Below are 26,535 nucleotides of genomic sequence, written 5' to 3'. Positions count from 1 at the left end.
GTTCGGTGTCATCCTGAGGTCTGGCGTAAGTGAAGCTGCGCGGCTCTGCAAGGGCGGCATGGCCGGGGCCGTGCCGCGAAGGCCGGTTTCGGGCCCGGCCGCGCGGACTCAGGGTTCCAGCAGGACCGCGCCGCGGCGGCCGGGGCTGAGCACCATGTTATGGGCCGTGACGCAATCGGCGAGCGGCAGGCTGGCGTGGATGGCCGGGGTCAGCGCGCCTTCGGCCAAGGCCGCGTGCAGGCGGGCGATGGCTGCGGCGCGGTCCGCGGGCGGCAGGATGTAGATCAGGGTGATGTCGATCTTGAGCGCCTTGAAGAGCATCGGGCCGAAGGGCAGTTGCGGCGTCATGTCCTTGGCCGAACCGTAGGTGGCGATGGTGCCCATCGGTTTCATCACCTCGGCCAGAAGTGCGGCATTGGTGCCGAATTCGACCTCGACCGCGCGGTCGATGCCACCCGGGGCAATGTCCTTGATTTTCGCGGCCAGATCGTCGTCGCGGTAATCGAGCACATGGTCCGCGCCGGTGCGGGCCACGTAGTCGGCGGCGTCGGCGGAGGCGGTGGTGATGACGGTGGCGCCGCCCCACTTGGCCAGTTGCACCGCCATATGGCCAACGGCGCCCGCGCCGCCGGAAATGAGCAGCGTCTGGCCTGCCACTTCGCCGCCGCCGAAAACGGTCTGGCAGGCGGTGAGGCCGGGAATGCCCAGCGTCGCGCCGACTTCATGGCTGACGCCCTCGGGAAGGGGCACGGCCTGGTCGGCGGGCAGGGCGATCATCTCGGCCGCAGTGCCATGGGCGCGTTGCCACTGGGCGTTCCAGAGCCAGACATGCTGATCCATGCGCGCGGGATCGACGCCTTCGCCCACGGCGAAGATCGTGCCGGCGCCGTCGGAATGGGGGATGATGCGCGGGAAATCGGGCTTGGTCACGCCGGGGCGGGAGCCCGCGCGGGACTTGGCGTCGGACGGGTTGACGCCGGAATGGGTGAGCCGCACCAGCACCTCGCCCGGGCCGGGCGTGGGGGTGTCGACCTCTCCCACGGTCAGGACGTCTTCGGCGGGTCCGAATTGTTCGTAATAGGCGGCGCGCATTCCGGGCGGGTCAGCCGGACTTGCGGCGCAGGCGGATCACCACGTCGACGCTTGCGATCTCGGCGCCCTCGGGCGCGCCGGGCAGCCGGGCGATCTCAAGCTCGTCGGCGGGGGCGTCGGAGAGGCGTTGTTCATCCTCCCAGAAGAAGTGCGGGTGATCGTGGGTGTTGGTGTCGAAATAGCTTTTCGAGCCGTCGACCGTGACCTCTTGCAACAGGCCCACGTCGCAGAAGGCGCGCAGGGTGTTGTAGACCGTGGCGAGCGAGACGCTGTCGCCGTTCTCGCAGACGGCGGAGTAGAGGCTTTCCGCGGTGACATGGCGATGCTGCCCGTCGCCGACAAGCAGCGCGGCCAGCGCGACGCGTTGACGGGTCGGGCGCAGGCCTGCGCCTGCGAGCCATTCGGTGCCTCGGGTTGTCGCCTCGGTATCGGTCATGAAAGCTCCTGTCTCAATGCCAATATAGGGGTCTCCACAGGGGAATTTCAAACAAAATTCTGCACCATAGCGCGACGCGGCAGGGCTTGCGCGGGGGTTTTGCGGGGTGTTAGAGGATCGGATAACGGAACAGTTAAGAGAAAAGGGTGCGACCCTATGGCCGACTTCCCGAGCAGCTTCGACAAGGAAGACCTGCTGAAATGCGCACGCGGCGAGCTTTTCGGCCCCGGCAATGCGCAGCTGCCCGAGCCGCCGATGCTGATGATGGACCGGATCACCGATATTTCGGGCGATGGCGGGCCGCATGGCAAGGGGCACGTGGTGGCCGAGTTCGACATCAAGCCGGACCTGTGGTTCTTCGAGTGTCACTTTCCGGGCAACCCGATCATGCCGGGATGCCTTGGCCTTGACGGGCTGTGGCAGCTCACCGGGTTCAACCTTGGCTGGCGCGGCTGGCAGGGGCGCGGCTATGCGCTGGGCGTGGGCGAGGTGAAGCTGACGGGCATGGTGCGCCCGGACCGCAAGATGCTGACCTATTACGTGGATTTCACCAAGGCGGTGCAGACGCGACGGCTGACCATGGGCGTGGCCGATGGCCGGGTCGAGGCCGATGGCGAGGTGATTTACCAGGTCAAGGACATGAAGGTCGCGCTGAGCGAAAGCTGAGGCGCGGCCCCCGGGGGTTTACCGCTAGAGCAGGAAATCGAAGCCGTCCGTCATGTCGGGCGGCACGAGGTCGTCCCAGTCGGGTTCGGCGATTTCCTGTGCGGTGGCGGTGTCGCGGGCCTTGGGCTCGAAATATTCCATGATGCTGCGCTGCACGATGTCTTCGGCCAGGTCCTCTGCGAGAGAGCGTGTCTTTGCGTCCGGGATGGACCGAAAGTCGATGATGATGCCGTCTTCGGGCATGGGGGTATCCTCCGATAGGGCGCCGGGATGGGTCTGGCGCGTTGCGTAACGAAGATGGGTCGGAACGGGTCGCGACAGGGTTCAAAGGTTTCTTCTGCGCCCGCCGTGCCAGTTTGCGGGGAGCGCGGTGCCGAAGCGGTCGCGGCAGAAGGCGTATTGCGGGGCAAGCTGTGCCGCCAGTGCCGTGCGCGCGGCCTGCGGCAAGGGCGCCTTGAGCGTGGTTTCGTTGTGACGGGCGTTCGCGTCGGCCGGGGCGAAGGGCACGTCAATGAAATCGCACAGGCGACGCTGCGTGGCCTCGGTGAAGAGGGTTTCGTAGAAAAGGCAGAGCACCTCGCCGGCCCCGAAGGTGGCGTCGAGCGCGGTGAGGATGCCGGCGTAATCGGCGCGCGCGGTCAGGGCGGGCATCTGGCGGACGCCGTCCCAGTCCTGCGTGGCGCGGGTGTCGGGGGCCATCTGTTCGAGGTGGCGCAGCTGGGACCAGAAGCGCGCCACGGGGTCGCGCAGGATGAACAGGACCCGCAGGCGGCAACCCTGGTGCGCGGCGACGTCGCGGATGTCGGCAAAGCCCGCCGCGCCGATGGCCGAGTAGCCCGGCGTGATGTCGGCGAAACAGCGCGTCTCGGGGCCGCAGAGCCGGGCGAAGTGGCCGAAATAGGCGGTCTCGTCCTGGATCATCTGCGCCCGGTCGAGGCTGGCGCGGAACGTGTCGCGGCGTCGGAGGTTTTCCAGCGCGTCGCCGGGCTGATCGAGGTGGAACTTGAGCCGCGCGAGTGCCAGCGCGTCGGGATCGCCCAGGCAATGCGCGGGGTGGCGGGCGTCGAAGAAATGCACCTCCTTCAGCGGCGAGGGGGCGCATTCGGGCAGGCCGGAGAGGTAGGCGTGCAGCCAGCTGGTGGCGCATTTGGCCGCGCCGATGCAGACTAGAAATGTCTTGCCCGCGAGGTCGGGGTGGCGGGGCCGTAGTGACGGGTGACGCAACGTCATGGTGAAGGATCCGCCGTGCGGGAGGGTCGGACGTGACAGAAATGCTGCCACATCGGTCAGAATCGCTCAAGTTTTCACGCAAAACGTGGGCCGCGCGTGCCTAAGTGGCTGATTTGAAAGCATTTGGGCGGATTCCCGCTTACGCAACGTAATGTTAACTCTATTTAAACGAGTTTATTGCAGGGCGCCTGCGCCCTTGGGATACGGTAGCCTCGATATACCAAGGTTGTGCCTGTGGGGGATCGTCCCCACGTGGAATGCCAACCGCAGACGATGAACGAGGCAAGAGCACGTGCAAACCAACAGTGATGCTTTCGGGCCGGTAGGCCGGATGGGCGTGACAGAATTCATAGATGCACTGCCGGACGAGTTCGTGATCGTGGATTCCAGCGGCGTGGTCATCGCCGCCAATTCCGCCTGGAAGCAATTCGGCGCAGAGAATGACGGGGCGCCCTCGGGCTATGTCGGAAGCAACTATTTCGACATCTGTCGGAGCGCCGACGGCGAGTCGAGCATGGAGGCGCGGCTGATCGCGGAGTCGCTGGAGACGACCCTGCGCTCGGGCGAGACTTTCGTGTGCGAATATCCCTGTGACAGCCCCACGATGAAACGCTGGTTCGAGCTGACCGCGACGCGGATGATGTTCGAGGGGCAGCCCTTTCTGACGATCCAGCACCGCAACGTGACGCAGCGCCACCACGAGCGGGACGCGCTGAAACGGACGGCGGTGGACAGCAACGCGCTGTCGGCGCTGGTGGCGGGGACTTCGGATGCGATCCTGACATATGACCTGGAGGGCAGGATCACGTCGTGGAACCCGGCGGCTGCGCGGCTTTACGGCTATGCCAGCGACGAGATCGTCGGGCGGTCGCTGGAGACGCTTTACCCGTCGGACGAGAAACAGCCCGTGACCTGGTACCGCGACGAGATCATCGCCGGGCGGCTGGACCGTTTCGAGGCGGTGCGCATTGCCCGGGACGGTACGCCGCGTGAGGTGTGGATCAGTTGCGCGCCGATCCGGGGCGTGGATGGCGACGTGGTGGCGATTTCCAACATTCACCGGGACATCAGCGAGCTGCGCCGTGCCGAGAAGGCGCGCGAGCTGATGTCGCGCGAGGTGATCCACCGGGCCAAGAACATGCTGACGATCGTGTCGGCGGTGCAGCGCCAGACCGCCCGCACCGCGGCGTCCGTGGACGATTTCCAGACCAAGTTCGGCGCGCGCATCTCGGCCCTGTCGAAATCGACCGACCTGCTGGTCGGCGGGCAGTGGGACGATGCGGACCTGCGCGAGCTGGTGGTCGGCCACCTGCGCCCCTTCACGTCCGAAAACGATGCTCGCATCCGCCTGTCGGGACCGGAGGTGCGGCTGATGCCGCAGGCGGTGCAGACGCTGGGGATCGCGCTGCACGAGCTGGCCACCAACGCGATGAAATACGGCGCCCTGGCGCATGAGCGCGGCGAGGTGGAGCTGACCTGGAAGCTGTCGAAAGGGAGCCAGGGCCGCGCTCTGGACCTGAGCTGGCGGGAACGCGGCCTGGCGCATCCGCCCGAGGAGGACGCGCCGGGGTTCGGCAGTACCGTGCTGACGTCGCTGGCGCCGTCGATGCTGGGCACGCAGGCGCTTTACCACGTGGCGCCGGACGGCGTTCAATGGACGATCTCGATCGACCCGGAGCATTTTTCCCTGCTGGGGTAGGTCCGCAGGGGCGGCATTGATCTTGCACCCGCCGCCTTGCATGTCCTACAACGCGGGCAATCAGGTAGGGAGGCAACATGCGTCGCGTCGTCGTCACCGGGCTGGGAATCGTCTCCAGCATCGGCAACAATGCCGAGGAGGTGCTGACCTCCTTGAAAGAGGGGCGTTCGGGCATCACCGCCAATGAGCAGATGGCGGAGCACGGGTTTCGCAGCCAGATCGCCGGGGACGTCAAGCTGGACGTGGCCGAGCATGTGGACAAGCGCACCCTGCGCTTCATGGGGCCGGGTGCGGCCTATGCCCATATCGCCATGCAACAGGCCATCGCCGATTCAGGACTGGAAGAGGGCGAGATCGTCAACCCGCGCACCGGGCTGGTGGCGGGGTCCGGCGGGCCGTCGACCTCGGCCATGCTGGCGGCGCACCAGACCGTGCTGGAAAAGGGCAGCCCCAAGCGGATCGGGCCGTTCGCGGTGCCGAAATGCATGTCCTCGACGATCAGCGCCAACCTGTCGACCGCCTTCAAGATCAAGGGCATCAACTATTCCATCACCTCGGCCTGTTCGACCAGCCTGCATTGCATCGGCAATGCGGCGGAGCAGATCATGATGGGCAAGCAGGATGTGATGTTCGCGGGCGGCGGCGAGGAACTGGACTGGACGTTGTCGTGCCTCTTCGACGCGATGGGCGCGATGTCGTCAAAATACAACGACACCCCCGAAAAGGCGAGCCGGGCGTTCGACGCGGGCCGCGACGGATTCGTGATTTCCGGCGGCGGCGGGATCGTCGTGCTGGAGGAGCTGGAGCACGCCAAGGCGCGCGGGGCCAGGATCTATGCCGAGGTGACGGGCTATGCCGCCACCAGCGACGGGCACGACATGGTGGCCCCCAGCGGCGAGGGCGGCGAGCGGGCGATGCGCCTGGCGTTGCAGACACTGCCCGAGGAGCGCCGCGTTGGCTATATCAACGCCCATGGCACCAGCACGCCGGTCGGTGACGCGGGCGAGGTCGAGGCCGTGCGGCGCATCTTCGGCGAAGGCAACGTGCCCCCGATCAGCTCGACCAAGTCGATGACCGGTCACAGCCAGGGGGCCACGGGCGCGCAGGAGGCGATCTATTGCCTGCTGGCGCTGCACCACGATTTCATCATCCCGTCGATCAATGTCGAGACGCTTGACCCCGCCATCCGGGAGGGCGAGATCGCCACGACGCGCGTGGACGACGCCGGGCTTGATACGGTGATGACAAACTCTTTCGGTTTCGGCGGCACGAACGGGTCGATGCTGCTGAGCCGGTTCGAGGGATAGGGCACGCATGACGAACTCTATGCAAGGACTGCGGGGCCTGATCATGGGCGTGGCGAACGACCGTTCCATCGCCTGGGGCATCGCCAAGGCGATGCACGAGGCGGGCGCGGAACTGGCGTTTTCCTACCAGGGCGAGGCGTTTGCCAAGCGGGTGGAGCCGCTGGCCAAGTCGGTGGGGTCCAATATCCTGTTGGATGTGGATGTCACGAAGGACGAGTCGCTGGACGCGGCCTTTGCCGAACTGGCGGAGACATGGCCGACGATCGACTTCGTAGTGCACGCGATTGCCTATTCCGACAAGTCGGAACTGTCGGGCCGGTTCCTGAACACCAGCCGGACGAACTTCAAGCATTCGATGGATATCTCGGTCTATTCCTTCATCGAGGTGGCGCGCCGCGCCTATCCGATGATGAAGGAGAAGGGCGGCACGATGCTGACCCTGACCTACCAGGGGTCGAACCGTGTGGTGCCGAACTACAACGTGATGGGCGTGGCCAAGGCGGCGCTGGAGGCCACCACGCGCTACCTGGCCAATGACCTGGGTCCGGACAAGATCCGCGTGAACGCGATCAGCCCCGGCCCGATGAAGACGCTGGCGGGCGCGGCCATCGGTGGCGCGCGGCGGACCTTTCGGCACACCGAGGAAAACGCGCCGATGCGGGCCAATGCAACGCTGGAGGCCATCGGCGGCACTGCCGTCTACCTTGCCAGTCCGGCGGGGGCCTGCACGACTGGCGAAGTGATCAAGGTCGATGGCGGCTATCACGTGCTGGGGATGCCGCAGCCGGAAAACCTCTAGCCCGAAGAGCCCGCGCGCTGGAGTGCCCGGCGGCGTTCGGCATTGACCGAACCCGGGGATGTCCCGATTTGGTCGGGGTCTTGCCTTAGATTCGCCACGGGGTCCCGGCACGCTCAGTGGCATGAGCTTTCAACCCAACCCCGCCGAGGCACGCTTCGAGAAGCGCAATGCACGCGCCCTGACGGCCCGCAAGTGGGCGCGGCGCCTGAAGCTGGGGCTGGCCGGGTTGTGCCTGACCGCGATCTGGCAGGAACGGGCGCTTTACCCGGTGATGCATGACCGGATGCAGGCGGTCTATGTCCACGGCATGGACTGGATCGAAGGCATGGAAGGCGGCAGCAGCTACCTGACGGCGATGGGCGATTTCGGCAGCAGGAACAACAGCGGCGAGCATAATGCGCTGACCCGCGCTTTGCTGAACATGCGGCAATAGGCGGGCAGGCCGGGGCAGGGTGGTGCCCTCTCGGCCACATCTTCCAGAATTGGACAGATGCCGCTTGAAAGCCCCGCGTCGCACCGTCATTTACCATGTCAGAGGACGACCTCCCCAACAGGGCTTTGCGTCCGGGACGGCCCGGAATGATGTGGGAGGGTTCCATGAGATCCCCGTTCGACCGTCTGCGCCACGCGCTGAGCTTTGAAATCATCGCCCTGATTCTGATCGTGCCGCTGGGCGCGGTCGCCTTCGGCATACCGATGCACGATATCGGGGTGGTCGGCCTTGTCAGCGCGACCATCGCCACGCTTTGGAACATGGTGTTCAATTTCGGCTTCGACCTGCTATTGCAGCGCCGGACCGGCTCGACACGCAAGACCGCGCCGGTGCGGGTGGTCCATGCGGTGCTGTTCGAGGCGGGGCTTTTGGTGGTGCTGATGCCGTTCATCGCCTGGTACTTGCAGGTGTCGCTGTGGCAGGCGCTGGTGATGGACGTGTCTTTTGCGCTGTTCTACATGGTCTATGCGCTGGGCTTTAACTGGCTATACGATATCGTGTTTCCGTTGCCGGAATGGACCGGGCAGGCGCTGCGCGATTGAGCCGCGGTGGGGCGCTGCCGCACGCGGATGCGCCGACCTTCGCCGATCGGACGCCGATCGGGACGAAACCGCGCGGTCACGGTGCCGTGAGGGTTGTTTGCCTGTGCGGGATCGGCGTTATCTTTGAAGGTGAACAACGGTGCGTGACATGACGACGCTGGTCCGCGCCCCCGACCCGACAGGAGAGACCGGAATGAGTACCCGACTGATCAATCGACGCAATCTGATCGCCACCGGCGGCGCGGCGGCCGCCGTGACGCTGGGCGCCGGCCTGATCGTGCCGGCACGCGCGGCCGGCGTGGAGCCGACACCCACCATGCCGGGCGGGGCCAACAACTATCGCCCCGGTGCCGCCCTGACCGACCGGATCGGCAATGGCGGCTTCACCATGACCGGCACGGTGCGCCGGGCGGGCGATGGCGCTCCGCTGGAGGGCCGCCGCATCCAGATGTGGGCGCATACGACCGAAGGCCACGAGCGCGACCCGGAAAGCCACGGCGCGACCCTGACCGACCGCGACGGGCGGTTCGTGATGGACATGCCGCAGATCGTGCCCGCCTTCGGCCAGCCGCACGGGCACCTTGCCTATGATGCCGAGTATGACGACGGCGGGTTCAGGACGGTGTTCCTGCGCCCGGTGATGTCGAGCCCGGGGCAGACCTCGCTTGACGTGGAGTTCGTGCTGGTTCCGGTATAAAACCCTGATGGTGCGCAAGGTTCTGATATGGGCGGCGGTTTGCGCCGCCCTTGTCGTGCCGGTGGCGGCGGCGGGGTTCAGCCCGCTGTTGCAATGGCGGCAGCCCGTCTACATCATGGCCGGTTTTGCCGGGATCGCGGGCTTTGCCCTGATGTTTCTTCAACCGCTGCTGGCGGGCGGATACCTGCCCGGGATAGACGCGCTGAAAGGGCGGCGGGTGCATCGCCGGGTCGGCGCGGGGATCGTGGCGCTGGTGGTGCTGCACGTGGCGGGCCTGTGGCTGACCAGCCCGCCCGACGTGGTGGATGCGCTGCTGTTGCGCTCGCCGACGCCGTTTTCGGTCTGGGGCGTTCTGGTCATGTGGCTGATCTTTGCCACCGCCGCGCTGGCGATGCTGCGCAAGCGGCTGGGGCTGCGGCCGATGACGTGGCGGCGGGCGCATACCGCGCTGGCGGTGCCGATCGTTGCGGGCACGGCCCTGCACGCGGTTCTGATCGAAGGCACGATGGAGACGGTCAGCAAGTACGTGTTGTGCGCTTTGGCGCTGGGGGCGACGGTCAAGGTGATCCGGGACCTGCGGATCTGGGCGCGTCGGGCGAGGTGAAGCGGGCGGCATCCCGGACCTGATCCGGGATCTCGTGGTTCGGGAGATCCTCGGGTGAAGCCCGAGGATGACGAGCGCTTAGGGGAGGTCCCGGGTCAGGCCCGGGACGGGGTGTTCAGAACCACTGGCCGGGTTCCATCAGGCCCAGGTCCAGCAATTGCCGCGAATGCCATTCGAACGGCGCCGAGTTGTGCCATTTGAAGGTGTGGATGTCGAAGGTCGAGCCGGGGTTGCGCTTGAGCGCCTTGGCGGTGCGGAACGAGACCACCGTGGCGGTCAGGTTGTGGTGCCAGGGGCAGGCATAGGTGTTGTATTCCTCGTCGTTGAACGTGTGATCGGGGCGCAGCTGCAGGCCCGGCTGGGCGCGGAACAGCGAAATGCGGTCGATCTTGCGGCGTTCCACCGGGATATGTTCCTCGTACCGCCAGCGCAGGCCGCCGAAGAAATCCAGTTGCCGTTCGCGCGGGTGGTTGTGATTGTCGGGGTCGTTCCGCGCCAGCGCGTAATAGCCGGAGCGGTCCAGGTGCGCATCCTCCAGCGACACCGCGTCACGGTGCCGGTCGAGGTCGCCCGCGTAGAGGTCGACCACGTAGGTCAGCATCGCGTCGCGCCGTTCCTCGGTGTGGAAGGACAGCATCTCGCCCACGGTGCGCGTCTCGCAGAACGGGAAGAACAGGTATTCGCCGTTGAAGCAGTAATAGAGCCAGAGGCCCGGCGCGGCGGCGATGACCTTGTTCACCGCGTCGACATAATTGTCGCCCGCGGCGACGTCGAAGGGGATGCGGTGCACCGCCGCGCTGACGTCGGGGGCCAGCGGGAAGCCGGACGGCATCAGCGCCAGTACGGATTGGAAGCCGGTGTCGAGATGGTGGCGAATGGCGCTGTCGACCTCGATCTGGTCCTCGACGAAGATCATCGCGACAGGCCCCTTGGCCAGCGCGGTGCCGGGCTCTTTCAGAAAGGCGGACAGGGTGGCGTGCTGCATCGTCGTCCTCGGGGCGTCTTTTCGGGTCAAAATCCCGCAATTCGCGGTGCATTGCAAGTCGGGCCGCAGGTGGTGTAGGCAGGCGCCTTGAAACCGCTTGAGCTGGGGGTGTGGCCATGTCCGAGGCCAAGAAGCTATACATCAAGACCTACGGGTGCCAGATGAACGTCTATGACAGCGAGCGCATGGCCGAGGCCATGGGCGGCGCGGGCTATGTCGAGACGGATACGCCCGACGACGCGGACATGATCCTGCTGAACACCTGTCACATCCGCGAGAAAGCCGCCGAGAAGGTGTATTCCGAGCTGGGCCGGTTCAAGGGGCTGAAGGACGCCAAGCCCGACCTGAAGATCGGCGTGGCGGGTTGCGTCGCCCAGGCCGAGGGCGAGGAGATCATGCGCCGCCAGCCGATGGTGGACCTGGTGGTGGGGCCGCAAAGCTATCACAACCTGCCGCAGCTGGAGGCCAAGGCGCGGGGCGGGGCCAAGGCGGTTGATACGCAGTTTCCGCTGGACGACAAGTTCGACACGCTGCGCAAGAGGGGCGGCAAGGCGAAGCGGGGCCCGACCGCGTTCCTGACGGTGCAGGAAGGCTGCGACAAGTTCTGTGCCTTCTGCGTGGTGCCCTACACGCGCGGGGCCGAGGTGAGCCGCCCGGTGGCCCGGATCGTGGACGAGGCCAAGGACCTGGTGGAGCGTGGCGTGCGCGAGATCACCCTTCTGGGCCAGAACGTGAACGCCTATCACGGGCAAGGGCCGGACGGGAACGACTGGTCGCTGGCGCAGCTGATCTGGGAGCTGGACAAGGTCGACGGGCTGGAGCGCATCCGCTTCACCACCAGCCATCCCAACGACATGAGCGATGACCTGATCGCGGCGCATGGCGAGTGCGCCAAGCTGATGCCCTACCTGCACCTGCCGGTACAGTCGGGCAGCGACCGGATCCTGAAGCGGATGAACCGCAGTCACACGGCCGAAAGCTATATCCGGCTGATCGAGCGCATCCGTGCGGCGCGGCCCGATATCCTACTGTCGGGGGATTTCATCGTGGGCTTCCCCGAAGAGACCGAAGCCGATTTTGCCGACACGATGGCGCTGATCGAGGAGGTCCGCTACGGCTATGCCTATTCGTTCAAGTATTCCACGCGTCCGGGCACCCCGGCGGCAGAGCGCGCGCAGCTGGACGAGGACGTCAAGACCGAGCGCCTGCACCGTCTTCAGGCGCTGATCACCGAGCAGCAGCGCGCCATCCAGGACGCGATGGTGGGCCGCGAGGTGGGTGTTCTGTTCGAGAAGGCCGGGCGGCGCGACGGTCAGATGGTGGGCAAGTCGGATTACCTGCACGCGGTGCATGTGAGTGATTCCACCGTTGCGCCCGGCGACCTGCGCCGGGTGATCATCACCGAGAGCGGTGCCAATTCCCTGGGCGGTCGGGTTCTGACCGCCTGAATTTCCGACAAGCTGGCGGTAACGCGTTCTGGTTGCCGGATAATTTCCCGAGACGGTGTGTGGATAACCCATGGGTGGCGATTGTTTCACCGACCGCCACAATATCTGGTTATTTATGCTTCACAACACGCCGGAACTTGCTAAACTTTAACAATAATTCGTTTTTTGCCCCGGAATCGCTGCCTGCTACCGGGACAAATGGGGGAAATAATTAAAAGGACAGTGGCTGTGACGAACACGTTTTCGAAAACAGTGCGCACCCTGATGAGCGGACTTGCCGCCGTCGCTCTGGGTGTGGTGGCGATGACCGAGGCCGGTCAGGCGCAAAGTGGCCAGCGCGTCGTGAAGGGCGAGCGCTATGTGCCGACGATCTGGGTCGATCCCGATGGTTGCGAGCACTGGGTGATGGATGACGGCTGGGAAGGCTATATGACCCCCCACGTGAACCGCCAGGGCATTCCGGTCTGCCGCCGGGGCAACGTGTGCGGCGTGGTCAACACCGATCAGCTTTTCGCCACCGACAGCGCGAACATCAGCGCCGCCGGACGGGCGCGCCTGCAGGAGTTCTTCCGCAGCACGGGGGCCATTTCCTATATCATCACCGGGCATACCGACAGCCGCGCCTCGGACGAGTACAATATCGACCTGTCCTATCGCCGGGCCAACTCGGTGGCGCGAATCGCTGCCGGAACCGGCGCCCGGATCGCGGATGTGCGCGGCTATGGCGAGCGTCTGCCGAAAGCATCGAACAACACGGCCGCGGGCATGCAGCAGAATCGCCGTGTCGAAATCATCTGCATCCGCTAAGGGGACCTGAACCAATGCAAGCATTCAAACTTATTGCCGTGCTCCCCCTTGTCGGTGCGCTGGCGGCCTGTGACGACAAGCGCGACAAGACCGTCGACCGGGGCTTTGATTCCAAGCACCTGAGCCAGCTTCAGGCGGGTATCTGGGTCGATCCCAACGGCTGTGACCACTGGATCATCGACGACGGTACCGAAGGCTACCTGTCGCAGCGGCTGGACAAGTACGGCAAGCCCGTCTGTTCCGGCACCGCGCCGCCGACCGTGGCGACCGGCAACTACAAGGGCGGTTCGCCCGTGGCCGACTCGATTTGATCGCGCCCATATGCTCAATCCGGTGCCGCGGACCACAGGGTTCGCGGCATTTTTCGTTTCAAACCCGTGACAATTGCGGCCCGGCCCTTGCCCTTGGGGGCGCATCTTGGCAGCATTGATCATGGGCCTTTGACTGGGAGATTTGATTGGTCACGAACGTGCTGACGTCGCAATCCGAGAACAGCGACATTCTGGAAACGGTTGTCGAGTTTCCCGACAATTTCCTGTTGATCGACCTGTGCGGGGAATATGACCGCAACCTTGCCGAAATCGAGAAGAAGCTGGGCGTGCAGATCCTGCGCCGGGGCAACCAGCTGGCCGTGATCGGCGAGCCGGAGCAGGCCAAGGAAGCGCGCGACGTGCTGTTGGCTCTGTACCAGAGGCTGGAAGAGGGCCGCACGGTCGAGCATGGCGACGTGGACCGCGAGCTGCGCATGGGCGCGGGCGGCAGCACCGACCGGGGCGCGGGCGACAACGAGGGCGGCGAAGACCAGCTGGAGATGTTCAAGGGCGGGCGGGTCGAGATCAAGACCCGCAAAAAGCCCGTCGAGCCGCGCACCGACGCGCAGAAGGCCTATGTGCAGTCGCTTTTCGCCAACGAGCTGGCCTTCGGCATCGGGCCGGCGGGCACCGGCAAGACGTACCTCGCCGTGGCGGTGGGTGTCAGCATGTTCATCGAAGGGCATGTGGACCGGATCATCCTCAGCCGGCCGGCGGTGGAGGCGGGCGAGAAGCTGGGCTATCTGCCGGGCGACATGAAGGACAAGGTCGACCCTTACATGCAGCCGCTTTACGACGCGCTGAACGACTTTTTCCCGGCCAAGCAGGTGGCCAAGCTGATCGAGGAGAAGCGGATCGAGATCGCGCCGCTGGCGTTCATGCGGGGGCGGACGCTGGCCAATGCCTTTGTTGTGCTGGACGAGGCGCAGAATGCGACCTCGATGCAGATGAAGATGTTCCTGACGCGCCTGGGCGAGGGCAGCCGCATGGTGATCACTGGCGACCGCAGCCAGATCGACCTGCCGCGCGGCGTCACCAGCGGGCTGCACGATGCCGAGCGCCTGCTGAAGAATATCCCGAAGATCGCCTTCAACTACTTCACCTCCAAGGACGTGGTGCGCCACCCGCTGGTGGCCGCGATCATCGAGGCCTATGACGCGGACGATCCGGCGAAATAGGCATGTTGGAAGTTCTTTGGCGGCTCTTCGGCAAGGGCAGGGCGGAGGCCGCGCCTGAAGCAGAGCCGCAGGTATTTCGCCGCCAGCCGCCGCCCGACAGTGCACGCGATTATGCCGAACTGCTGGAGGACGTGCTGGCGGGGCATGACGGCATTGCCCTGGCGCAGATCGCCGGGGCTCTGGCGCATCTGCCCGACACGGCGCGGGAGCTGCATTTCGGCGTGCATCCCGACCAGGACGGAGAGGGCACGTTCAGCGTCATGATCCACCCTGAAGGGCCGGATTTGCACGTTTTGAACAAGGCCGTGAGCGATTACCGAAAGCTGTTCGAAATCAGGCACGTGGACGGCGGTCTGAATGTGCCGGTGCCGCTCTTTGATTTCGACGAGGTCGATTACGAGGTGAACGAGGTGATTGCCGATACGGCGATGGACTGGGTCGACCGGCTGTGGATGAAGGTTGGCCGGGCGCGTCCCGACCTTCCGGTGCTGGTCTTCTGTGCCGAGGAGTGGGGCAACCCCCCGGCGCGCTGGGTGCAGGGGGCGCCGGAATGAGTGGGGTGGACTGCCTGATCGAGGACGATCGCTGGCAAGCCGTGGGGCTGGAGGCGTTGGCCGCGAGGGCGGCCGAGGCGACGCTGGCGCATCTGGGGCTGGACCCGGCGGACTGGGAGATCGCCGTGCTGGGCTGTGACGATGCGCGGATTGCCGCCTTGAACGAAGATTTCCGGGACAAGGCGGGCCCGACCAATGTATTGAGCTGGCCGAGTGAGGAGCGGGGCGCAGAGGTGGATGGCGCCATGCCGGACCCGCCCGAGGCCGGCCCCGATCCCGAGCTTGGCGATATCGCGATCGCCTATGACACGTGCGCGAAAGAGGCCGAGGCGGCGGGCAAGCCGATGCAGGATCACGTGACGCATCTGGTCGTTCACGGAATTTTGCATCTGCTGGGCTACGATCACGTTCGTGACAAGGATGCCACCCTGATGGAACGAACCGAGGTGGAGATACTTGGCAAACTGGGTCTGCCTGACCCATATTGAAACAGCCGTTACCGCGTGAACGCGGGCACGATTCGGAAAGGTACGATGAACGACAGCAACGACGCCTCTTCTATGGCAGCGCATGGCGCGCGGCCCGAGGCAAGCAAGGGCGACGATCCGGCGGAGGATCAGAACGACACGCAAGGCGGGTTCTTCCGCCGCTTCTTCGGCGCGCTGGGCGCGGACGAAGACCAAAACGGCGAGGAAGATGACCTGGGCGGCGATGGCGGCGAGACGTCAGGCAACGGCTTTGCGCCGAACCTGGGCCTGGGCAACCTGCGGCGGCTGTCGGTCGAGGATGTCATGATCCCCAAGGCGGACATCGTTTCGGTTCCCGCAACTATCACCAAGGACGAACTGGTTCACACGTTCCGCGACAGCGGGCTGACCCGTCTGCCGGTCTACGAGGGCACGCTGGACACGCCCGTGGGCTTTGCCCACCTGAAGGATTTCGCGCTGAAGCACGGGTTCAACGGGCATGGCTCGGAGTATTCGCTGGAAGAGCTATTGCGCCCGCTGATGTACGTGCCGCCGTCGATGACCATCGGCGTGCTGTTGCAGAAGATGCAGGCCGAGCGCCGGCACATGGCGCTTGTGATCGACGAATATGGCGGTGTCGACGGTCTCGTGACGATCGAGGACCTGATCGAACAGGTCGTGGGCGAGATCGCCGACGAGCACGACCAGGACGAGGGTGCCTACTGGTCCGAGGAAAAGCCAGGGTCCTACGTGGTGCAGGCCAAGGCCCCGCTGGAGGAATTCGAGGCCGAGATCGGCCTGTCGCTGACCGACTCGGAGGAGATCGACGAGGAGGAGATCGACACGCTGGGCGGGCTGGTCTTCATGCTGCTGGGCCGGGTGCCGGCGCGCGGTGAGCTGGTCGAGCATCCCAGCGGCGTGGAAATCCAGGTGCTGGATTCCGATCCGCGACGGATCAAGCGGCTGCGGGTGCGGCTGCCCGAGGCGATCGAGGTGTAATCCATGGCCAGTCTTGACGCGTTGGCGCGGCAGATCGGTGAGGGCCGCGTGCTGCCGCGTTACGCCCTTGCCGCCGGGCTGGGTGCGGTCGCCGCCCTTGGGCAGGCGCCCTGGGGGCTGTGGCCGCTGACGATCATGGCGCTGGCGCTGGTCTATGGCCTGTGGCGCGAGACGGGCGGCTGGCTGTCCGCGACTCTCCTGGGCCTGGTGGCGGGCACGGGGCATTTCGTGGTCGCGCTCAGCTGGATATTCGAGCCGTTCCTGGTGGATGCGGCGCGGCATGGCTGGATGGCACCGTTCGCGGTGCTGGGCCTGTCGATCTTCATGGCGTCCTACTGGGCCATGGCCCTTGGCGCGGCACGGGCGCTGGCACCGCGCAGCGGCGTGGCGCTGGTGGGCGCGTTCGTCATCGGCGAGGCGCTGCGCGGGTGGCTGTTCACCGGGTTCGCCTGGGCGCAGGTGGGGCATGTGCTGATCGACACGGCGCTCTTGCACTGGGCGTCATTTGGCGGGGGCCTGGGCCTGTGTGCACTGATCATGGGCGCGGCGGTGGCGCTGTGGCACCTTGGCGCGGGCCGGCGCATGGCCGGGGTGGCGGGGCTGGCGGGCCTCGCGCTGCTATACGGCGGGGGCGCGGCCCTGACGCCGGTGGAGGAGGCCGCACCGGGGCCGGAGGCGCCGACCGTGCGGCTGGTGCAGCCCAACGCGGCGCAGCACGAGAAATGGCTGCCCGAGAACCTGCAGATGTTCTATGACCGCCAGCGCCAGTTCACCGCCGCACCGGGCGAGACCGGGCGACCCGACCTGGTGGTCTGGCCCGAAACGGCGATCCCGACCTTCCTGCACCAGTCCGACGACCTGCTCGGCGGGATCGCCGCGTCGGCGCAAGGCGCGCCGGTGGTGCTGGGCCTGCGACGGCTGGACGGGCAGCGGTATTACAACTCGCTTCTGTACATGGATGGCGAGGGAGTGGTGGACCAGGTCTATGACAAGCATCACCTGGTGCCGTTCGGAGAGTTCATGCCGCTGGGCGACCTGATGGCGCGGTTCGGTATCCACGGTCTCGCCGCCGAGGAAGGCGGGGGATATTCCGCCGGTCCGGGGGCCGAGATCGTGGACATGGGCCCGCTGGGCACCGCGGTGCCGCTGATCTGCTACGAGGGCGTTTTCGCGCGCAACATCACCTCGGCGCCGGCGCGGCCCGACATGATCCTGATGATCACCAACGATGCCTGGTTCGGCAAGGTCTCGGGACCCTACCAGCACTTGGCGCAGGGCCGGCTGCGCAGCGCCGAACAGGGCCTGCCGATGGTGCGGGTGGCCAACACGGGCGTCTCGGCCATGGTCGACGGCACGGGGCGGGTCCTGGCGCATATCCCGCTGGGCGAGGCGGGCTGGATCGACACGCCCCTGCCGCCGCCCTTGCCGGCGACGCTTTACAGCCGCACGGGCGACGCGCCGGTGCTGGTGCTGGCCGCGTTGCTGATGCTGGCGGGCGCGCTGCTGGCGCGGCGGGTAAAAGGCCGCGGAGTTATCGATTGACCTTCCCGTGAGGCCCGCATAAGCAGGCACGAAACCCGTCACAACGGCTTCCTGGCGTGGCGGGGCTGACCCTAATGGAGCATTTTCATGTCCCGAGACAACTACGTTTTCACCTCCGAATCCGTTTCGGAGGGGCACCCCGACAAGGTGTGCGACCGCATTTCCGACGCCGTGCTGGATGCGTTTCTTGCCGAAGAACCCGATGCGCGCGTGGCCTGCGAAACCTTCGCCACCTCCGGCATGGTGGTGATCGGCGGCGAGGTGGGCCTGTCGGATCAGGAGCGGCTGAAGAACTACATGGGCCGGATCGGCCAGATCGCCCGCGACTGCATCCGCGATATCGGCTACGAGCAGGACAAGTTCCACTGGAACACCTGCCACGTCCTGAACTTCCTGCACGAACAGTCCGCGCATATCGCGCAGGGCGTCGACAAGGACGGGGCGGGCGATCAGGGCATCATGTTCGGCCACGCCACCAACGAGACCGACGCGCTGATGCCGGCGCCGATCCAGTTCAGCCATGCGATCCTGCGGCGGCTGGCCGAGGTGCGCAAATCCGGGCAGGAGCCGACGCTGCGCCCGGATGCCAAGAGCCAGATCTCGCTGCGCTATGAGAACGGCAAGCCGGTCGAGGTGACCTCGATCGTGCTGTCGACGCAACACGAGAGCGAGCACCAGAAGAGCGACGACATCCGCGCCATCGTGGAGCCTTACATCCGCGAGGTGCTGCCCGCCGAGTGGATCAGCGACAAGACCGAGTGGTGGGTGAACCCCACCGGCACCTTCGTGATCGGCGGCCCTGACGGGGACGCGGGCCTGACCGGGCGCAAGATCATCGTCGACACCTATGGTGGCGCGGCCCCGCATGGCGGCGGCGCGTTTTCCGGCAAGGACCCGACCAAGGTGGACCGCTCGGCCGCCTATGCCGCGCGCTATCTGGCCAAGAACGTGGTCGCCGCGGGCATGGCCGAGAAATGCACCATCCAGCTCAGCTATGCGATCGGGGTGGCCAAGCCGCTGTCGATCTATGCCGAGACTTACGGCACGGGCGAGGTCGAGGCGGCGGCGATCGAGAACGCGGTGCGCAAGGTCATGGACCTGACGCCGCGCGGCATCCGCGAGGCGCTGGACCTCAACAAGCCGATCTACGAGCGCACCGCGGCCTATGGCCATTTCGGGCGCGAGCCGGAGGCCGATGGAGGCTTCAGCTGGGAACGCACCGACCTGGTGGACGCGCTGAAGAAAGAGGTCTGATCCGGTCCAAGGACGGAAGGGCGCGGGGGTGATGTCTCCCGCGTTTTTTCATGCGCGACAGGGCGCCTTGCAAACCGTAGACTGCGCCAAAAGGGAGGGACGGGATGATCCTTGATATCGGCCTGCCACTGGCGCTGGCCTTCATCATGTTTTCCTTGGGGCTGGGCCTGCATTTCGCCGATTTCGGCCGGGTGCTGCGCCTGCCGAAACCCGCGCTGACCGGCATCGTGGCGCAGCTCGTGCTGTTGCCGCTGGTGGCCTATGCGCTGATCGCGGCCTGGGGCTTTGCGGGCGGGATTGCGTTCGGGATCATGCTGCTGGCGTTCAGCCCCGGTGGCGTCACGTCGAACATGCTGACCAAGCTTTCGGGGGGCACCGTGGCGCTGTCGATCACGCTGACGGCGGTGGTCAGCCTCTTGTCGGTGCTGACGCTGCCGGTGCTGGTCGCCTGGGCGGCGGTGCATTTCATGGGCGAGGCCGCGCCCGAGATCAGCGTCGTGAAGGTGGGCGTGGCGATGTTCCTGATCACGGCGCTGCCGGTGTTTCTGGGGCTGCTGATCCGCCGGTATGCCGCGCGTTTCGCATCGGCGATCGAGCGGGGCTGCGAGATCGTGGCGCTGATCCTGTTCGTGCTGATCGTGGCGGCGGCGATTGCCAGCAACTGGGAGCTTCTGACCGAAAGCTTTGCGCGGCTGGGGCCGTTCCTGATCGTGCTGAACCTGGTCCTGCTGGCGGTGGGCATCGGCCTGGCGCGGCTGATGGGCATCGCCGGGCGCGACGGGCTGGCCATCGCGGTGGAAATGGGCGTGCAGAACGCCACGGTGGGGATCACCATCGCCAATATCGTGGGAGCCAGCACGGGGCTGTCGGAATTCGCGGTGCCCTCGGCGGTGTATGGCATCTGCATGTATATCGTGACCATTCCCGCGCTGCTGGTGCTGCGCCGGGTCTTTGCGCAGGCGGGCTGAGATGACGGACGGAAAGCATCCTTCGGGCGCGCCGTGGCGCAATTTCTATGGCCGGTTCAAAGGCAAGCACCTGAAGAAATCGCAGGAAGCTTACCTGGACGAGGACCTGGCCGCCTGGTCGCCGGGGGCGGTGAATTGGGATGTGAACCCCGACAGACAGCCGATAGATCTGAAAGCCTTGTTCCGTGAACGCGATGTATGGCTTGAAGTCGGTTTTGGTGGTGGCGAGCACATGATCCACCAGGCGGCGGAGAACCCTGGCGTAGGGATCATCGGTTGCGAGCCTTACATCAACGGAGTGGCCAAGCTGCTGGGTCAATTGCGCGACAGCCATGTGGAAAACGTGGCGATCCATCCCGGCGACGTGCGCGACATGTTCGACGTGCTGCCCGAGGCCAGCATCGCGCGGGCCTTCCTGCTCTATCCCGACCCATGGCCCAAGAAGCGCCATCACCGGCGGCGCTTCGTGACGCCCGAACACCTGGAGCCGCTGGCGCGGGTCCTGAAGCCCGGTGCGATTTTCCGGGTGGCCACGGATATCCCCGATTACGTGCGCCAGACGATGGTCGAGGTGCCGCGTCACGGCTTCACCTGGCTGGCCGAGGGGCCGCGCGACTGGCGCGTGCCTTGGGACGACTGGATTTCCACCCGCTACGAGCAGAAGGCCCTGCGCGAGGGGCGGGTGCCGCATTACATGACCTTCCGGCGCGACTGACCGCGACCGGCTGGTCTTGAGTATTTGAAGCAAGAAAAAGCCGGCGCGCGGCGGGACCTCCCGCCGAGCGCTTGCCTTACATGTTGAAGCTGTCCGGGCAGGCGACCTCGAACGAATAGACCGTGCCATCGACCTCGCCCTCGATCACCAGGGGAAAGCCCGCGGCGTCGGTGGCGGTTCCGAACTGGCGGGTCTCAGTTCCGGTGCGGATCTCGATGCTGGTGACGCCATTGGGCACGAAGGCGGCCTCGAAGGCCGGGGCGCCGTCGCCATCATGAGTGCGGGCAATCACGAAGGGATCGCGTTCGCACAGCAGCGGGTGATCGAAGGTGGTTTCGCCGAAATGGCCGGTCACGGTGCCGTTGGGCGTCTCGACGGGGGCGGCGCGGCCGGGGTGGGCCAGGGTCAGCAACAGGGCGATCGAGGCGGTTTTTCCAAGCATTCGAACCTTCCATGCGTTTGGGCAAGGCGGCGGCGACGGAACAGGGGCCGTGGCCGCCCATGGTTATGCAACCAGCTTGTCCTGCAATCGTTCCAGCATATCGAGACATTGCGACAGCTGGTCGAGCGCCACGAATTCGTCGGCCTTGTGCGCCTGCTCAATCGAGCCGGGGCCGCAGATGACGGCGGACATGCCCAGGGACTGGAAGATGCCCGCCTCGGTGCCGAAGGCGACGCATTCGGCGTGGTTGGCGCCGGTCAGTTCCGACACGATGATGCGGGCCTCGTTGTCGGTGGTGGGGATGAGGCCCTCGACCTCGCCGATGATCTCGGTGACGATATCGGCGTCGGGATCGACGGCGCGCATGGCGGGCAGCAGCTCTTTCTCGATATAGGTCTTGAGTGAGTCCTTGACGAAATCCGCGTCCGAGGTCTGCACGGGGCGCATTTCCCAGTCCACCACGGCCTCGCTGGGGATGACGTTGTGGGCCACGCCGCCCGCGAGGCGGCCGGTGTTGATCGTGGTCCAGGGCGGCTCGAACAGGCTGTCGGCGGGGGCGCGGGCGCGCAGCGCGTGCTTGAGGTCCAGGAGGCGGGCGATATAGCGCACGGCGTATTCCACCGCGTTGACGCCCCGGTCCGGCGCCGAGCCGTGGCCCGCCAGCCCGGAAAAGCGGGTGGTGTATTCGTAACAGCCCTTGTGGCCCTCGATCACGCGCATCATCGTCGGCTCGCCCACGATGGCCACGCCCGGCGTCAGCCCCTTGGCGCGCAGGGTATGGGCCAGCGCGCGGGCGCCGAAACAGCCGGTTTCCTCGTCATGGGTAAAGGCGAAATGCAGCGGGCGGTCGGGATTGAGCGCGGCATAGGTCGGGGCCATGGCAAGGCAGGCGGCGATGAAGCCCTTCATGTCGCAGGTGCCGCGCCCGTAGAGCAGGCCGTCATGTTCCAGCATGTCGAACGGGTTCGACGCCCAGTCCTGGTCGGCCACCGGCACAACGTCGCTATGGCCCGACAGCACGATGCCGCCGTCGCGTTCGGGGCCGATCGTGGCGAAGAGATTGGCCTTCTGGCCGGACGGGTCGGGAAAGATCTCGACCCGGGCGCCGACCATGTCCAGACGGTTGGCGATCGAGTTGATCAGGTCGATATTGGGATCGGTCGATATGGTGGGAAAGCCGATCAGATCGCCCAGGATGCGCGAGGTGCTGTCCAGCAAATCGGTTCGAACCGCCACAGGTGTCCCTTTCTGTCAAAGCCCTCGAAGACGTTGATGCGCCTGCGGCAAAGGGTCAAGAGGTGAGCGGAAATTTGACCGGCCGGGAGTACACAACCAGTGCGGGATCCTGGCCGGGGCAGCTCCGGGGCGTCCTTGGCAGACAGTCTCGTCCGGGCGCTGCTCGTGGACGTGGGATCTCGCGCCGTGACGGCAAGAATCGGCTCCCTCCTTCCTCTGGCCGGAAATATCCCGGGGTTTGGGGCTGGCCCCAATAAAACAAAAGAGCGCGGCGCAGCCGCACCATCGGATTAGACCTGCCGGATCAGAAGCGCGCGGAGGGCCTGTAAGCCGGATTCTGTCGTAGGACGACCATTCATCTGGTCCTGCGGTTGCCCGCAGGCTTTAGCTGCCAACCCGGATCGCGGGGCCAAGGCGGCCCATGATGCGATCCCTATTCGGCATTGCTCCCGGTGGGGCTTGCCATGCCGGTCCGGTTGCCCGTCCCGCGGTGGGCTCTTACCCCACCGTTTCACCCTGGCTCTGACAAGATGTCGGAGTGGTCTGTTCTCTGTGGCGCTTTCCCTCGGGTTGCCCCGGCCGGGCGTTACCCGGCACCGTTGCCTTGTGGAGTCCGGACTTTCCTCCGTGCAATTCGCCGATGGCGCATTGCAGGCGGCCGTCCGGCCCTCCGCGCAACAGGCGATGTAAGGGGTTTCGCGGCTCAGGTCCAGAGCGTGGCGTGGCCCAGCGGCGTGTAATCCTGCGGGCAAAGCGGGCCGGTGGCGAACGGGCGGTAGCGCAGCCTGACGGCGGCGAGCAGGGCCTCGTCATCCACATCCGCGGTATAGCCGGCATGGCGCGCCACGGTTCTGAACGTGTCCGGATGCGGGGCGTCCGGGCCGGGGTCATGGCCTCTCTGTCCCGCCAGTCCGGCCCGTTCCAGTCTTTCCCAATCGAAATGCGGGCCCGGATCGTATTTGCGATCCGGCGCCATGTCGGAATGCCCGATCACGCGGGTCGGCGGAATGCTCCAGCGGCGCAGGATGCCGGGCAGGATGGCTTCCAGCGTGGCCATCAGCGGCGCGGGGAACGGCGTGTCGCCGGGATTGTCCAGCTCGATCCCGACGGAACGGGAATTGACGTCGGTCACGTCACCCCAGGATCCGGCACCGGCGTGCCAGGCGCGGGCCACCTCCGCCACCATCTGCCAGGCGCGGCCATCGGCGGCGATGAGGTAATGCGCCGACACTTCCGCCACAGGGTCGCACAGCCGCTCCAGCGCGGCCTCGGCGCTGGCCATGGCGGTGTGGTGGATCACCACGATGTCGGGTTTCGCGCCAAGGCGGCGCGGCCCGAAATTGGGCGAGGGATGCCAGAGCGGCGCTGTCACGCAGACTGCCCGGGGGTCAGTTCCGCACCGCCGCGCGGAAGGGGCGCGGATCCCAGGCGCAGGCATAGCCGTCGCCATCGGGATCGAGCCCCATGCGGTCGCGCCGCGGGCCGCCCTGGGCCAGGAAATCGGTCTGCGCCTGGTCGGCCGAGTTGTACTTGGCGCAGTTGCGCTGGAACTTGGCCTGCTTGTTGAGGCCGACGCGGGTATAGAGCTGCTGCCCCTTGGGGTGGCTGGTTTCCAGCGCGTATTGCACGATGTTGGGCCCGGCATTGCCGGTCCGTTCGGGCAGGGCGCCGGGCTGGACCACCTGGTACTGGGCGCGGTTCTGGGCAATCAGTTCGGCATCGTCCTGGATCGAGCGGGCGTTGCCCACGGCGTCGAAACTGTTCTCGTTCGAGATGCCGCCGGCGCTGGTCACGGTCTGGGGCGCGGGGTTCGAGGGGCTGGCATGGACGATCTGCTGGCCCGAGTTCTGCGAGGTCTCGGCCAGCCGCGCCGCGGTTTCGCGGGCGATCTCGTCGCTGGTGGAGGCCGAATTGAGCCCGCCGGTGGGCGTGTAGGCTCCCGAGGCGGTCTGGCGCGTTGCGTTGGTGGACGAAGTCACGGTGCCGCCGGTCGCGGCTGCGGTCGCGCCTTGCGTCGCGCTGAGCGGGGTGCCGGGCGTGGCCTGGCCGCGGTTCTCGGGCGATATTGTGCCGGCGGGTGGCACGGCAGAGGTTCCGCTCAGCGCCGCGTCGCGGGCGCGTTGCTGGGCAATATACTCTTCCGACGTGCCGAAGCCCACGCCGGCTCCGCTATCGGGCACGCCCGCGCCGCTGTCGGGAATTCCGGGCGAACAGGCGGTCAGCCCGACAAGGGCCGTTACACAAAGGGAAAATCGCATCTGCTAAGATCCTGCCGTTTTGTTTTGCGGCAATTTACCACCATTTGCCCGGTTTGGCCACAAAGCCCGCCGCGGCCTCGAGCGCGTAGGCGGTGTTAAGCAGATCGCCTTCTTCCCAGGGCCGCCCGATCAGTTGAAGACCCAGGGGAAGTCCGTTGCGGTTGAGCCCCGTCGGCACCGCGATGCCCGGCAAACCGGCGAGGTTGACGGTGACGGTGAAGACGTCGTTGAGATACATCTCGACGGGGTCGTCGGACTTGCGGCCCAATTCGAACGCCGCCGAGGGGGTGGCGGGGGTCAGGATCGCATCGACGCCCTGGTTGAAGACATCCTCGAAGTCTTTCTTGATCAGGGCGCGCACCTTTCGGGCGCGGTTGTAATAGGCGTCGTAAAAGCCCGCGGACAGCACGTAGGTGCCGACCATGACGCGACGCTGCACCTCGGCACCGAAGCCTTCGGCGCGGGTTTTCTCGTACATCTCGGTGATGCCGTCGCCCTGCGCCAGCTTGGCACGATGGCCATAGCGCACGCCGTCATAGCGGGCGAGGTTCGAGGACGCCTCGGCGGGCGCGATGACGTAATAGGCGGGCAGGGCGTACTTTGTGTGAGGCAGCGAGATATCGACGATCTCGGCCCCGGCATCGGCCAGCATTTCCTTGCCTCGGGTCCACTGCGCCTCGATCTCCTCGGGCATGCCGTCCATGTGGTATTCTTTTGGAATGCCGATCTTCTTGCCGCGGATGTCGCCCGTCAGCATGGCCTCGAAATCCGGCACGGGGATATCGGCGCTGGTGCTGTCCTTGGGGTCGTGGCTGCACATGGCTTCCAACATGATGGCGGCGTCGCGCACCGACTTGGTCATCGGGCCGGCCTGGTCGAGCGACGAGGCGAAGGCCACGATCCCCCAGCGCGAGCAGCGCCCGTAGGTGGGCTTGATGCCGGTGATGCCGGTGAAGGCCGCCGGCTGGCGGATCGAGCCGCCGGTGTCGGTGCCGGTGGCGCCAAGGCAAAGATCGGCGGAGACGGCGGCGGCCGAGCCACCCGAGGAGCCGCCGGGCGTCAGCGCCATCTCGTCATTGCCGCGCCGCCACGGGTTGATGGCATTGCCATAGACGGAGGTCTCGTTCGAGGAGCCCATGGCGAACTCGTCCATATTGAGCTTGCCCAGCATGACGGCGCCCGCGTCGAAGAGGTTCTGGCTGACGGTGGATTCGTATTCGGGCTTGAAACCCTCGAGGATGCCGCTGGCGGCCTGGGAGGGCACGCCCTTGGTGCAGAAAAGATCCTTGATGCCCAGGGGAATGCCGCACATCGAGGGCACGTCGCCGGCTTGCAGGCGTTTGTCAGCGGCCTTGGCCTGTTCGCGGGCGATCTCGGGGGTGTGGTGAACGAAGGCGCCAAGCGCGCCCGCGCCGTCGATGGCCGCCAGGCAGGCCTCGGTCAGTTCCTCGGAGGTAATCTCGCCCGCGCGCAGGTTGTTGCGGGCGTCGGCGATGGTCATTGCGTTAAGGTCGGTCATCATTCCACCACTTTCGGCACGGCGAAAAAGCCCTCGCGGGCGTCGGGAGCGTTCGAGAGCACCTTGTCCTGCTGGCCGCCGTCAGTGACGACATCCTTGCGGCGCTTGAGGCGCAGGGGCGTGACCGAGACCATGGGCTCGACGCCCTCGACATCGACTTCGTTCAGTTGCTCGATGAAGCCGAGGATCGTGTTGAACTCGTTGGCCAGCGCGGGGAGGTCGTCTTCCTCGACCCGGATGCGGGCCAGCTTGGCCACCTTGGCGGCGGTCGCGGTGTCGATGGACAT

Annotated in this window: 30 protein-coding genes, 1 other RNA gene and 1 riboswitch; of the genes, 19 read left to right on the top strand and 12 right to left on the bottom strand. The window is 66.1% G+C overall.

Annotation, left to right across the window (positions count from 1 at the left end):
- Positions 1-108 precede the first annotated feature (108 nt).
- Both ACQY4V_RS10705 and irrA read right to left on the bottom strand, forming a co-directional pair.
- A complete protein-coding gene (locus tag ACQY4V_RS10705; protein WP_428511515.1) occupies positions 109-1,092 on the bottom strand; it encodes an NADPH:quinone reductase in 984 nt (327 codons plus the stop codon).
- Positions 1,093-1,102: 10 nt separating this feature from the next.
- Positions 1,103-1,528, bottom strand: a complete 426-nt coding sequence (gene irrA, locus ACQY4V_RS10700; RefSeq protein ID WP_152493046.1) for an iron response transcriptional regulator IrrA — start codon at positions 1,526-1,528, stop codon at positions 1,103-1,105.
- Positions 1,529-1,684: 156 nt separating this feature from the next.
- On the opposite strand from irrA, the gene fabA reads away from it, so the two are divergent.
- Positions 1,685-2,194: a bifunctional 3-hydroxydecanoyl-ACP dehydratase/trans-2-decenoyl-ACP isomerase gene (fabA, locus tag ACQY4V_RS10695; RefSeq protein ID WP_428511513.1), complete on the top strand. Its 510-nt coding sequence runs from the start codon at positions 1,685-1,687 to the stop codon at positions 2,192-2,194.
- 24 nt (positions 2,195-2,218) lie between these two features.
- Here fabA and ACQY4V_RS10690 read toward each other — a convergent pair whose 3' ends face one another.
- Positions 2,219-2,437, bottom strand: coding sequence for a hypothetical protein (locus ACQY4V_RS10690; RefSeq protein WP_428511511.1), 219 nt, complete (start codon positions 2,435-2,437; stop codon positions 2,219-2,221).
- Positions 2,438-2,518: 81 nt separating this feature from the next.
- Positions 2,519-3,424 carry a sulfotransferase gene (locus ACQY4V_RS10685; protein ID WP_428511509.1) on the bottom strand — a complete coding sequence of 302 codons (906 nt, stop codon included), beginning with the start codon at positions 3,422-3,424 and terminating at the stop codon, positions 2,519-2,521.
- A 337-nt stretch (positions 3,425-3,761) separates the two neighbouring features.
- Here ACQY4V_RS10685 and ACQY4V_RS10680 point away from each other — a divergent pair, with 337 nt between their 5' ends.
- From ACQY4V_RS10680 to ACQY4V_RS10650, 7 genes are all read left to right on the top strand, one after another.
- Positions 3,762-5,123, top strand: coding sequence for a sensor histidine kinase (locus ACQY4V_RS10680; protein ID WP_428511507.1), 1,362 nt, complete (start codon positions 3,762-3,764; stop codon positions 5,121-5,123).
- Positions 5,124-5,200: 77 nt separating this feature from the next.
- Positions 5,201-6,430, top strand: a complete 1,230-nt coding sequence (gene fabB / locus ACQY4V_RS10675; protein WP_428511505.1) for a beta-ketoacyl-ACP synthase I — start codon at positions 5,201-5,203, stop codon at positions 6,428-6,430.
- A 7-nt stretch (positions 6,431-6,437) separates the two neighbouring features.
- Positions 6,438-7,229 carry an enoyl-ACP reductase FabI gene (locus ACQY4V_RS10670; RefSeq protein WP_428511503.1) on the top strand — a complete coding sequence of 264 codons (792 nt, stop codon included), beginning with the start codon at positions 6,438-6,440 and terminating at the stop codon, positions 7,227-7,229.
- A gap of 121 nt (positions 7,230-7,350) precedes the next feature.
- A complete protein-coding gene (locus ACQY4V_RS10665) occupies positions 7,351-7,662 on the top strand; it encodes a hypothetical protein (RefSeq protein ID WP_428511501.1) in 312 nt (103 codons plus the stop codon).
- Positions 7,663-7,826: 164 nt separating this feature from the next.
- On the top strand, positions 7,827-8,264 hold the full coding sequence (locus tag ACQY4V_RS10660; RefSeq protein ID WP_428511499.1) for a PACE efflux transporter: 438 nt from the start codon (positions 7,827-7,829) through the stop codon (positions 8,262-8,264).
- Positions 8,265-8,457: 193 nt separating this feature from the next.
- Positions 8,458-8,961, top strand: coding sequence for a Twin-arginine translocation pathway signal (locus ACQY4V_RS10655; RefSeq protein ID WP_428511497.1), 504 nt, complete (start codon positions 8,458-8,460; stop codon positions 8,959-8,961).
- A 7-nt stretch (positions 8,962-8,968) separates the two neighbouring features.
- Entirely contained in the window at positions 8,969-9,565 is a 597-nt protein-coding gene (locus tag ACQY4V_RS10650; protein ID WP_428511495.1) for a ferric reductase-like transmembrane domain-containing protein, read from the top strand.
- A 115-nt stretch (positions 9,566-9,680) separates the two neighbouring features.
- On the opposite strand, the gene ACQY4V_RS10645 is transcribed toward ACQY4V_RS10650, so the two are convergent.
- On the bottom strand, positions 9,681-10,550 hold the full coding sequence (locus tag ACQY4V_RS10645) for a hypothetical protein (RefSeq protein ID WP_428511493.1): 870 nt from the start codon (positions 10,548-10,550) through the stop codon (positions 9,681-9,683).
- Positions 10,551-10,666: 116 nt separating this feature from the next.
- On the opposite strand from ACQY4V_RS10645, the gene miaB reads away from it, so the two are divergent.
- From miaB to trmB, 11 genes are all read left to right on the top strand, one after another.
- On the top strand, positions 10,667-11,998 hold the full coding sequence (gene miaB, locus ACQY4V_RS10640) for a tRNA (N6-isopentenyl adenosine(37)-C2)-methylthiotransferase MiaB (protein ID WP_428511491.1): 1,332 nt from the start codon (positions 10,667-10,669) through the stop codon (positions 11,996-11,998).
- Positions 11,999-12,262: 264 nt separating this feature from the next.
- Positions 12,263-12,805, top strand: coding sequence for an OmpA family protein (locus tag ACQY4V_RS10635; RefSeq protein ID WP_428517217.1), 543 nt, complete (start codon positions 12,263-12,265; stop codon positions 12,803-12,805).
- A gap of 14 nt (positions 12,806-12,819) precedes the next feature.
- The gene (locus ACQY4V_RS10630; protein WP_222450780.1) at positions 12,820-13,116 is read left to right on the top strand and encodes a hypothetical protein; all 297 of its coding nucleotides are present in this window, start codon (positions 12,820-12,822) and stop codon (positions 13,114-13,116) included.
- A gap of 146 nt (positions 13,117-13,262) precedes the next feature.
- Positions 13,263-14,294 (top strand): PhoH family protein, encoded by a 1,032-nt coding sequence (locus tag ACQY4V_RS10625; protein ID WP_428511489.1) that lies wholly within the window; start codon positions 13,263-13,265, stop codon positions 14,292-14,294.
- A gap of 2 nt (positions 14,295-14,296) precedes the next feature.
- The gene (locus ACQY4V_RS10620) at positions 14,297-14,848 is read left to right on the top strand and encodes a DUF6389 family protein (RefSeq protein ID WP_428511487.1); all 552 of its coding nucleotides are present in this window, start codon (positions 14,297-14,299) and stop codon (positions 14,846-14,848) included.
- On the top strand, positions 14,845-15,336 hold the full coding sequence (gene ybeY, locus ACQY4V_RS10615) for an rRNA maturation RNase YbeY (protein ID WP_428511485.1): 492 nt from the start codon (positions 14,845-14,847) through the stop codon (positions 15,334-15,336). The genes ACQY4V_RS10620 and ybeY overlap by 4 nt, the downstream gene beginning before the upstream one ends.
- Before the next feature lie 45 nt (positions 15,337-15,381).
- Complete coding sequence (locus tag ACQY4V_RS10610) at positions 15,382-16,314, top strand: hemolysin family protein (protein ID WP_428511483.1); 933 nt, start codon at positions 15,382-15,384, stop codon at positions 16,312-16,314.
- Positions 16,315-16,317: 3 nt separating this feature from the next.
- Positions 16,318-17,856, top strand: a complete 1,539-nt coding sequence (gene lnt / locus ACQY4V_RS10605; protein WP_428511481.1) for an apolipoprotein N-acyltransferase — start codon at positions 16,318-16,320, stop codon at positions 17,854-17,856.
- Between the two features lie 32 nt (positions 17,857-17,888).
- Positions 17,889-17,938: riboswitch (SAM-SAH riboswitch) on the top strand.
- Between the two features lie 5 nt (positions 17,939-17,943).
- Entirely contained in the window at positions 17,944-19,110 is a 1,167-nt protein-coding gene (metK, locus tag ACQY4V_RS10600; RefSeq protein WP_420556348.1) for a methionine adenosyltransferase, read from the top strand.
- 104 nt (positions 19,111-19,214) lie between these two features.
- Positions 19,215-20,078, top strand: a complete 864-nt coding sequence (locus ACQY4V_RS10595) for a bile acid:sodium symporter family protein (RefSeq protein ID WP_428511478.1) — start codon at positions 19,215-19,217, stop codon at positions 20,076-20,078.
- Position 20,079: 1 nt separating this feature from the next.
- Positions 20,080-20,793 carry a tRNA (guanine(46)-N(7))-methyltransferase TrmB gene (gene trmB / locus ACQY4V_RS10590; protein ID WP_428511476.1) on the top strand — a complete coding sequence of 238 codons (714 nt, stop codon included), beginning with the start codon at positions 20,080-20,082 and terminating at the stop codon, positions 20,791-20,793.
- A gap of 76 nt (positions 20,794-20,869) precedes the next feature.
- Here trmB and ACQY4V_RS10585 read toward each other — a convergent pair whose 3' ends face one another.
- From ACQY4V_RS10585 to gatC, 7 genes are all read right to left on the bottom strand, one after another.
- Complete coding sequence (locus ACQY4V_RS10585) at positions 20,870-21,235, bottom strand: hypothetical protein (RefSeq protein WP_428511474.1); 366 nt, start codon at positions 21,233-21,235, stop codon at positions 20,870-20,872.
- 63 nt (positions 21,236-21,298) lie between these two features.
- On the bottom strand, positions 21,299-22,471 hold the full coding sequence (gene argE, locus ACQY4V_RS10580) for an acetylornithine deacetylase (RefSeq protein ID WP_428511472.1): 1,173 nt from the start codon (positions 22,469-22,471) through the stop codon (positions 21,299-21,301).
- 310 nt (positions 22,472-22,781) lie between these two features.
- Positions 22,782-23,145: RNase P RNA component class A (gene rnpB, locus ACQY4V_RS10575), an RNA gene on the bottom strand.
- A gap of 29 nt (positions 23,146-23,174) precedes the next feature.
- The gene (locus ACQY4V_RS10570) at positions 23,175-23,843 is read right to left on the bottom strand and encodes an N-acetylmuramoyl-L-alanine amidase (protein WP_428511470.1); all 669 of its coding nucleotides are present in this window, start codon (positions 23,841-23,843) and stop codon (positions 23,175-23,177) included.
- 16 nt (positions 23,844-23,859) lie between these two features.
- A complete protein-coding gene (locus tag ACQY4V_RS10565; protein WP_428511468.1) occupies positions 23,860-24,729 on the bottom strand; it encodes a hypothetical protein in 870 nt (289 codons plus the stop codon).
- Between the two features lie 34 nt (positions 24,730-24,763).
- Complete coding sequence (gatA, locus tag ACQY4V_RS10560; protein WP_428511466.1) at positions 24,764-26,248, bottom strand: Asp-tRNA(Asn)/Glu-tRNA(Gln) amidotransferase subunit GatA; 1,485 nt, start codon at positions 26,246-26,248, stop codon at positions 24,764-24,766.
- Positions 26,248-26,535, bottom strand: coding sequence for an Asp-tRNA(Asn)/Glu-tRNA(Gln) amidotransferase subunit GatC (gene gatC, locus ACQY4V_RS10555; protein ID WP_428511464.1), 288 nt, complete (start codon positions 26,533-26,535; stop codon positions 26,248-26,250). Before gatC ends, gatA begins: the two co-directional genes overlap by 1 nt.

Origin of the sequence: Roseovarius sp., assembly GCF_965277045.1 — a bacterium.
GTDB lineage: Bacteria > Pseudomonadota > Alphaproteobacteria > Rhodobacterales > Rhodobacteraceae > Roseovarius.
This window is presented reverse-complemented; position numbering and strand designations above follow the sequence as displayed.

What these genes read in the sequence shown, in the direction of transcription:
- fabA (WP_428511513.1), top strand. Translation starts at nt 1,685, where the DNA reads ATGGCCGACTTCCCGAGCAGCTTCGACAAGGAAGACCTGCTGAAATGC.
- lnt (WP_428511481.1), top strand. Translation starts at nt 16,318, where the DNA reads ATGGCCAGTCTTGACGCGTTGGCGCGGCAGATCGGTGAGGGCCGCGTG.
- ACQY4V_RS10610 (WP_428511483.1), top strand. Translation starts at nt 15,382, where the DNA reads ATGAACGACAGCAACGACGCCTCTTCTATGGCAGCGCATGGCGCGCGG.
- ACQY4V_RS10620 (WP_428511487.1), top strand. Translation starts at nt 14,297, where the DNA reads ATGTTGGAAGTTCTTTGGCGGCTCTTCGGCAAGGGCAGGGCGGAGGCC.
- fabB (WP_428511505.1), top strand. Translation starts at nt 5,201, where the DNA reads ATGCGTCGCGTCGTCGTCACCGGGCTGGGAATCGTCTCCAGCATCGGC.
- ACQY4V_RS10565 (WP_428511468.1), bottom strand. Translation starts at nt 24,729, where the DNA reads ATGCGATTTTCCCTTTGTGTAACGGCCCTTGTCGGGCTGACCGCCTGT.
- ACQY4V_RS10690 (WP_428511511.1), bottom strand. Translation starts at nt 2,437, where the DNA reads ATGCCCGAAGACGGCATCATCATCGACTTTCGGTCCATCCCGGACGCA.
- miaB (WP_428511491.1), top strand. Translation starts at nt 10,667, where the DNA reads ATGTCCGAGGCCAAGAAGCTATACATCAAGACCTACGGGTGCCAGATG.
- trmB (WP_428511476.1), top strand. Translation starts at nt 20,080, where the DNA reads ATGACGGACGGAAAGCATCCTTCGGGCGCGCCGTGGCGCAATTTCTAT.
- ACQY4V_RS10635 (WP_428517217.1), top strand. Translation starts at nt 12,263, where the DNA reads ATGAGCGGACTTGCCGCCGTCGCTCTGGGTGTGGTGGCGATGACCGAG.
- metK (WP_420556348.1), top strand. Translation starts at nt 17,944, where the DNA reads ATGTCCCGAGACAACTACGTTTTCACCTCCGAATCCGTTTCGGAGGGG.
- ACQY4V_RS10595 (WP_428511478.1), top strand. Translation starts at nt 19,215, where the DNA reads ATGATCCTTGATATCGGCCTGCCACTGGCGCTGGCCTTCATCATGTTT.
- gatA (WP_428511466.1), bottom strand. Translation starts at nt 26,248, where the DNA reads ATGACCGACCTTAACGCAATGACCATCGCCGACGCCCGCAACAACCTG.
- gatC (WP_428511464.1), bottom strand. Translation starts at nt 26,535, where the DNA reads ATGTCCATCGACACCGCGACCGCCGCCAAGGTGGCCAAGCTGGCCCGC.
- ACQY4V_RS10670 (WP_428511503.1), top strand. Translation starts at nt 6,438, where the DNA reads ATGACGAACTCTATGCAAGGACTGCGGGGCCTGATCATGGGCGTGGCG.
- ACQY4V_RS10585 (WP_428511474.1), bottom strand. Translation starts at nt 21,235, where the DNA reads ATGCTTGGAAAAACCGCCTCGATCGCCCTGTTGCTGACCCTGGCCCAC.
- ACQY4V_RS10660 (WP_428511499.1), top strand. Translation starts at nt 7,827, where the DNA reads ATGAGATCCCCGTTCGACCGTCTGCGCCACGCGCTGAGCTTTGAAATC.
- ACQY4V_RS10685 (WP_428511509.1), bottom strand. Translation starts at nt 3,424, where the DNA reads ATGACGTTGCGTCACCCGTCACTACGGCCCCGCCACCCCGACCTCGCG.
- ACQY4V_RS10645 (WP_428511493.1), bottom strand. Translation starts at nt 10,550, where the DNA reads ATGCAGCACGCCACCCTGTCCGCCTTTCTGAAAGAGCCCGGCACCGCG.
- ACQY4V_RS10705 (WP_428511515.1), bottom strand. Translation starts at nt 1,092, where the DNA reads ATGCGCGCCGCCTATTACGAACAATTCGGACCCGCCGAAGACGTCCTG.
- ACQY4V_RS10650 (WP_428511495.1), top strand. Translation starts at nt 8,969, where the DNA reads ATGGTGCGCAAGGTTCTGATATGGGCGGCGGTTTGCGCCGCCCTTGTC.
- ybeY (WP_428511485.1), top strand. Translation starts at nt 14,845, where the DNA reads ATGAGTGGGGTGGACTGCCTGATCGAGGACGATCGCTGGCAAGCCGTG.
- ACQY4V_RS10655 (WP_428511497.1), top strand. Translation starts at nt 8,458, where the DNA reads ATGAGTACCCGACTGATCAATCGACGCAATCTGATCGCCACCGGCGGC.
- ACQY4V_RS10630 (WP_222450780.1), top strand. Translation starts at nt 12,820, where the DNA reads ATGCAAGCATTCAAACTTATTGCCGTGCTCCCCCTTGTCGGTGCGCTG.
- ACQY4V_RS10665 (WP_428511501.1), top strand. Translation starts at nt 7,351, where the DNA reads ATGAGCTTTCAACCCAACCCCGCCGAGGCACGCTTCGAGAAGCGCAAT.
- irrA (WP_152493046.1), bottom strand. Translation starts at nt 1,528, where the DNA reads ATGACCGATACCGAGGCGACAACCCGAGGCACCGAATGGCTCGCAGGC.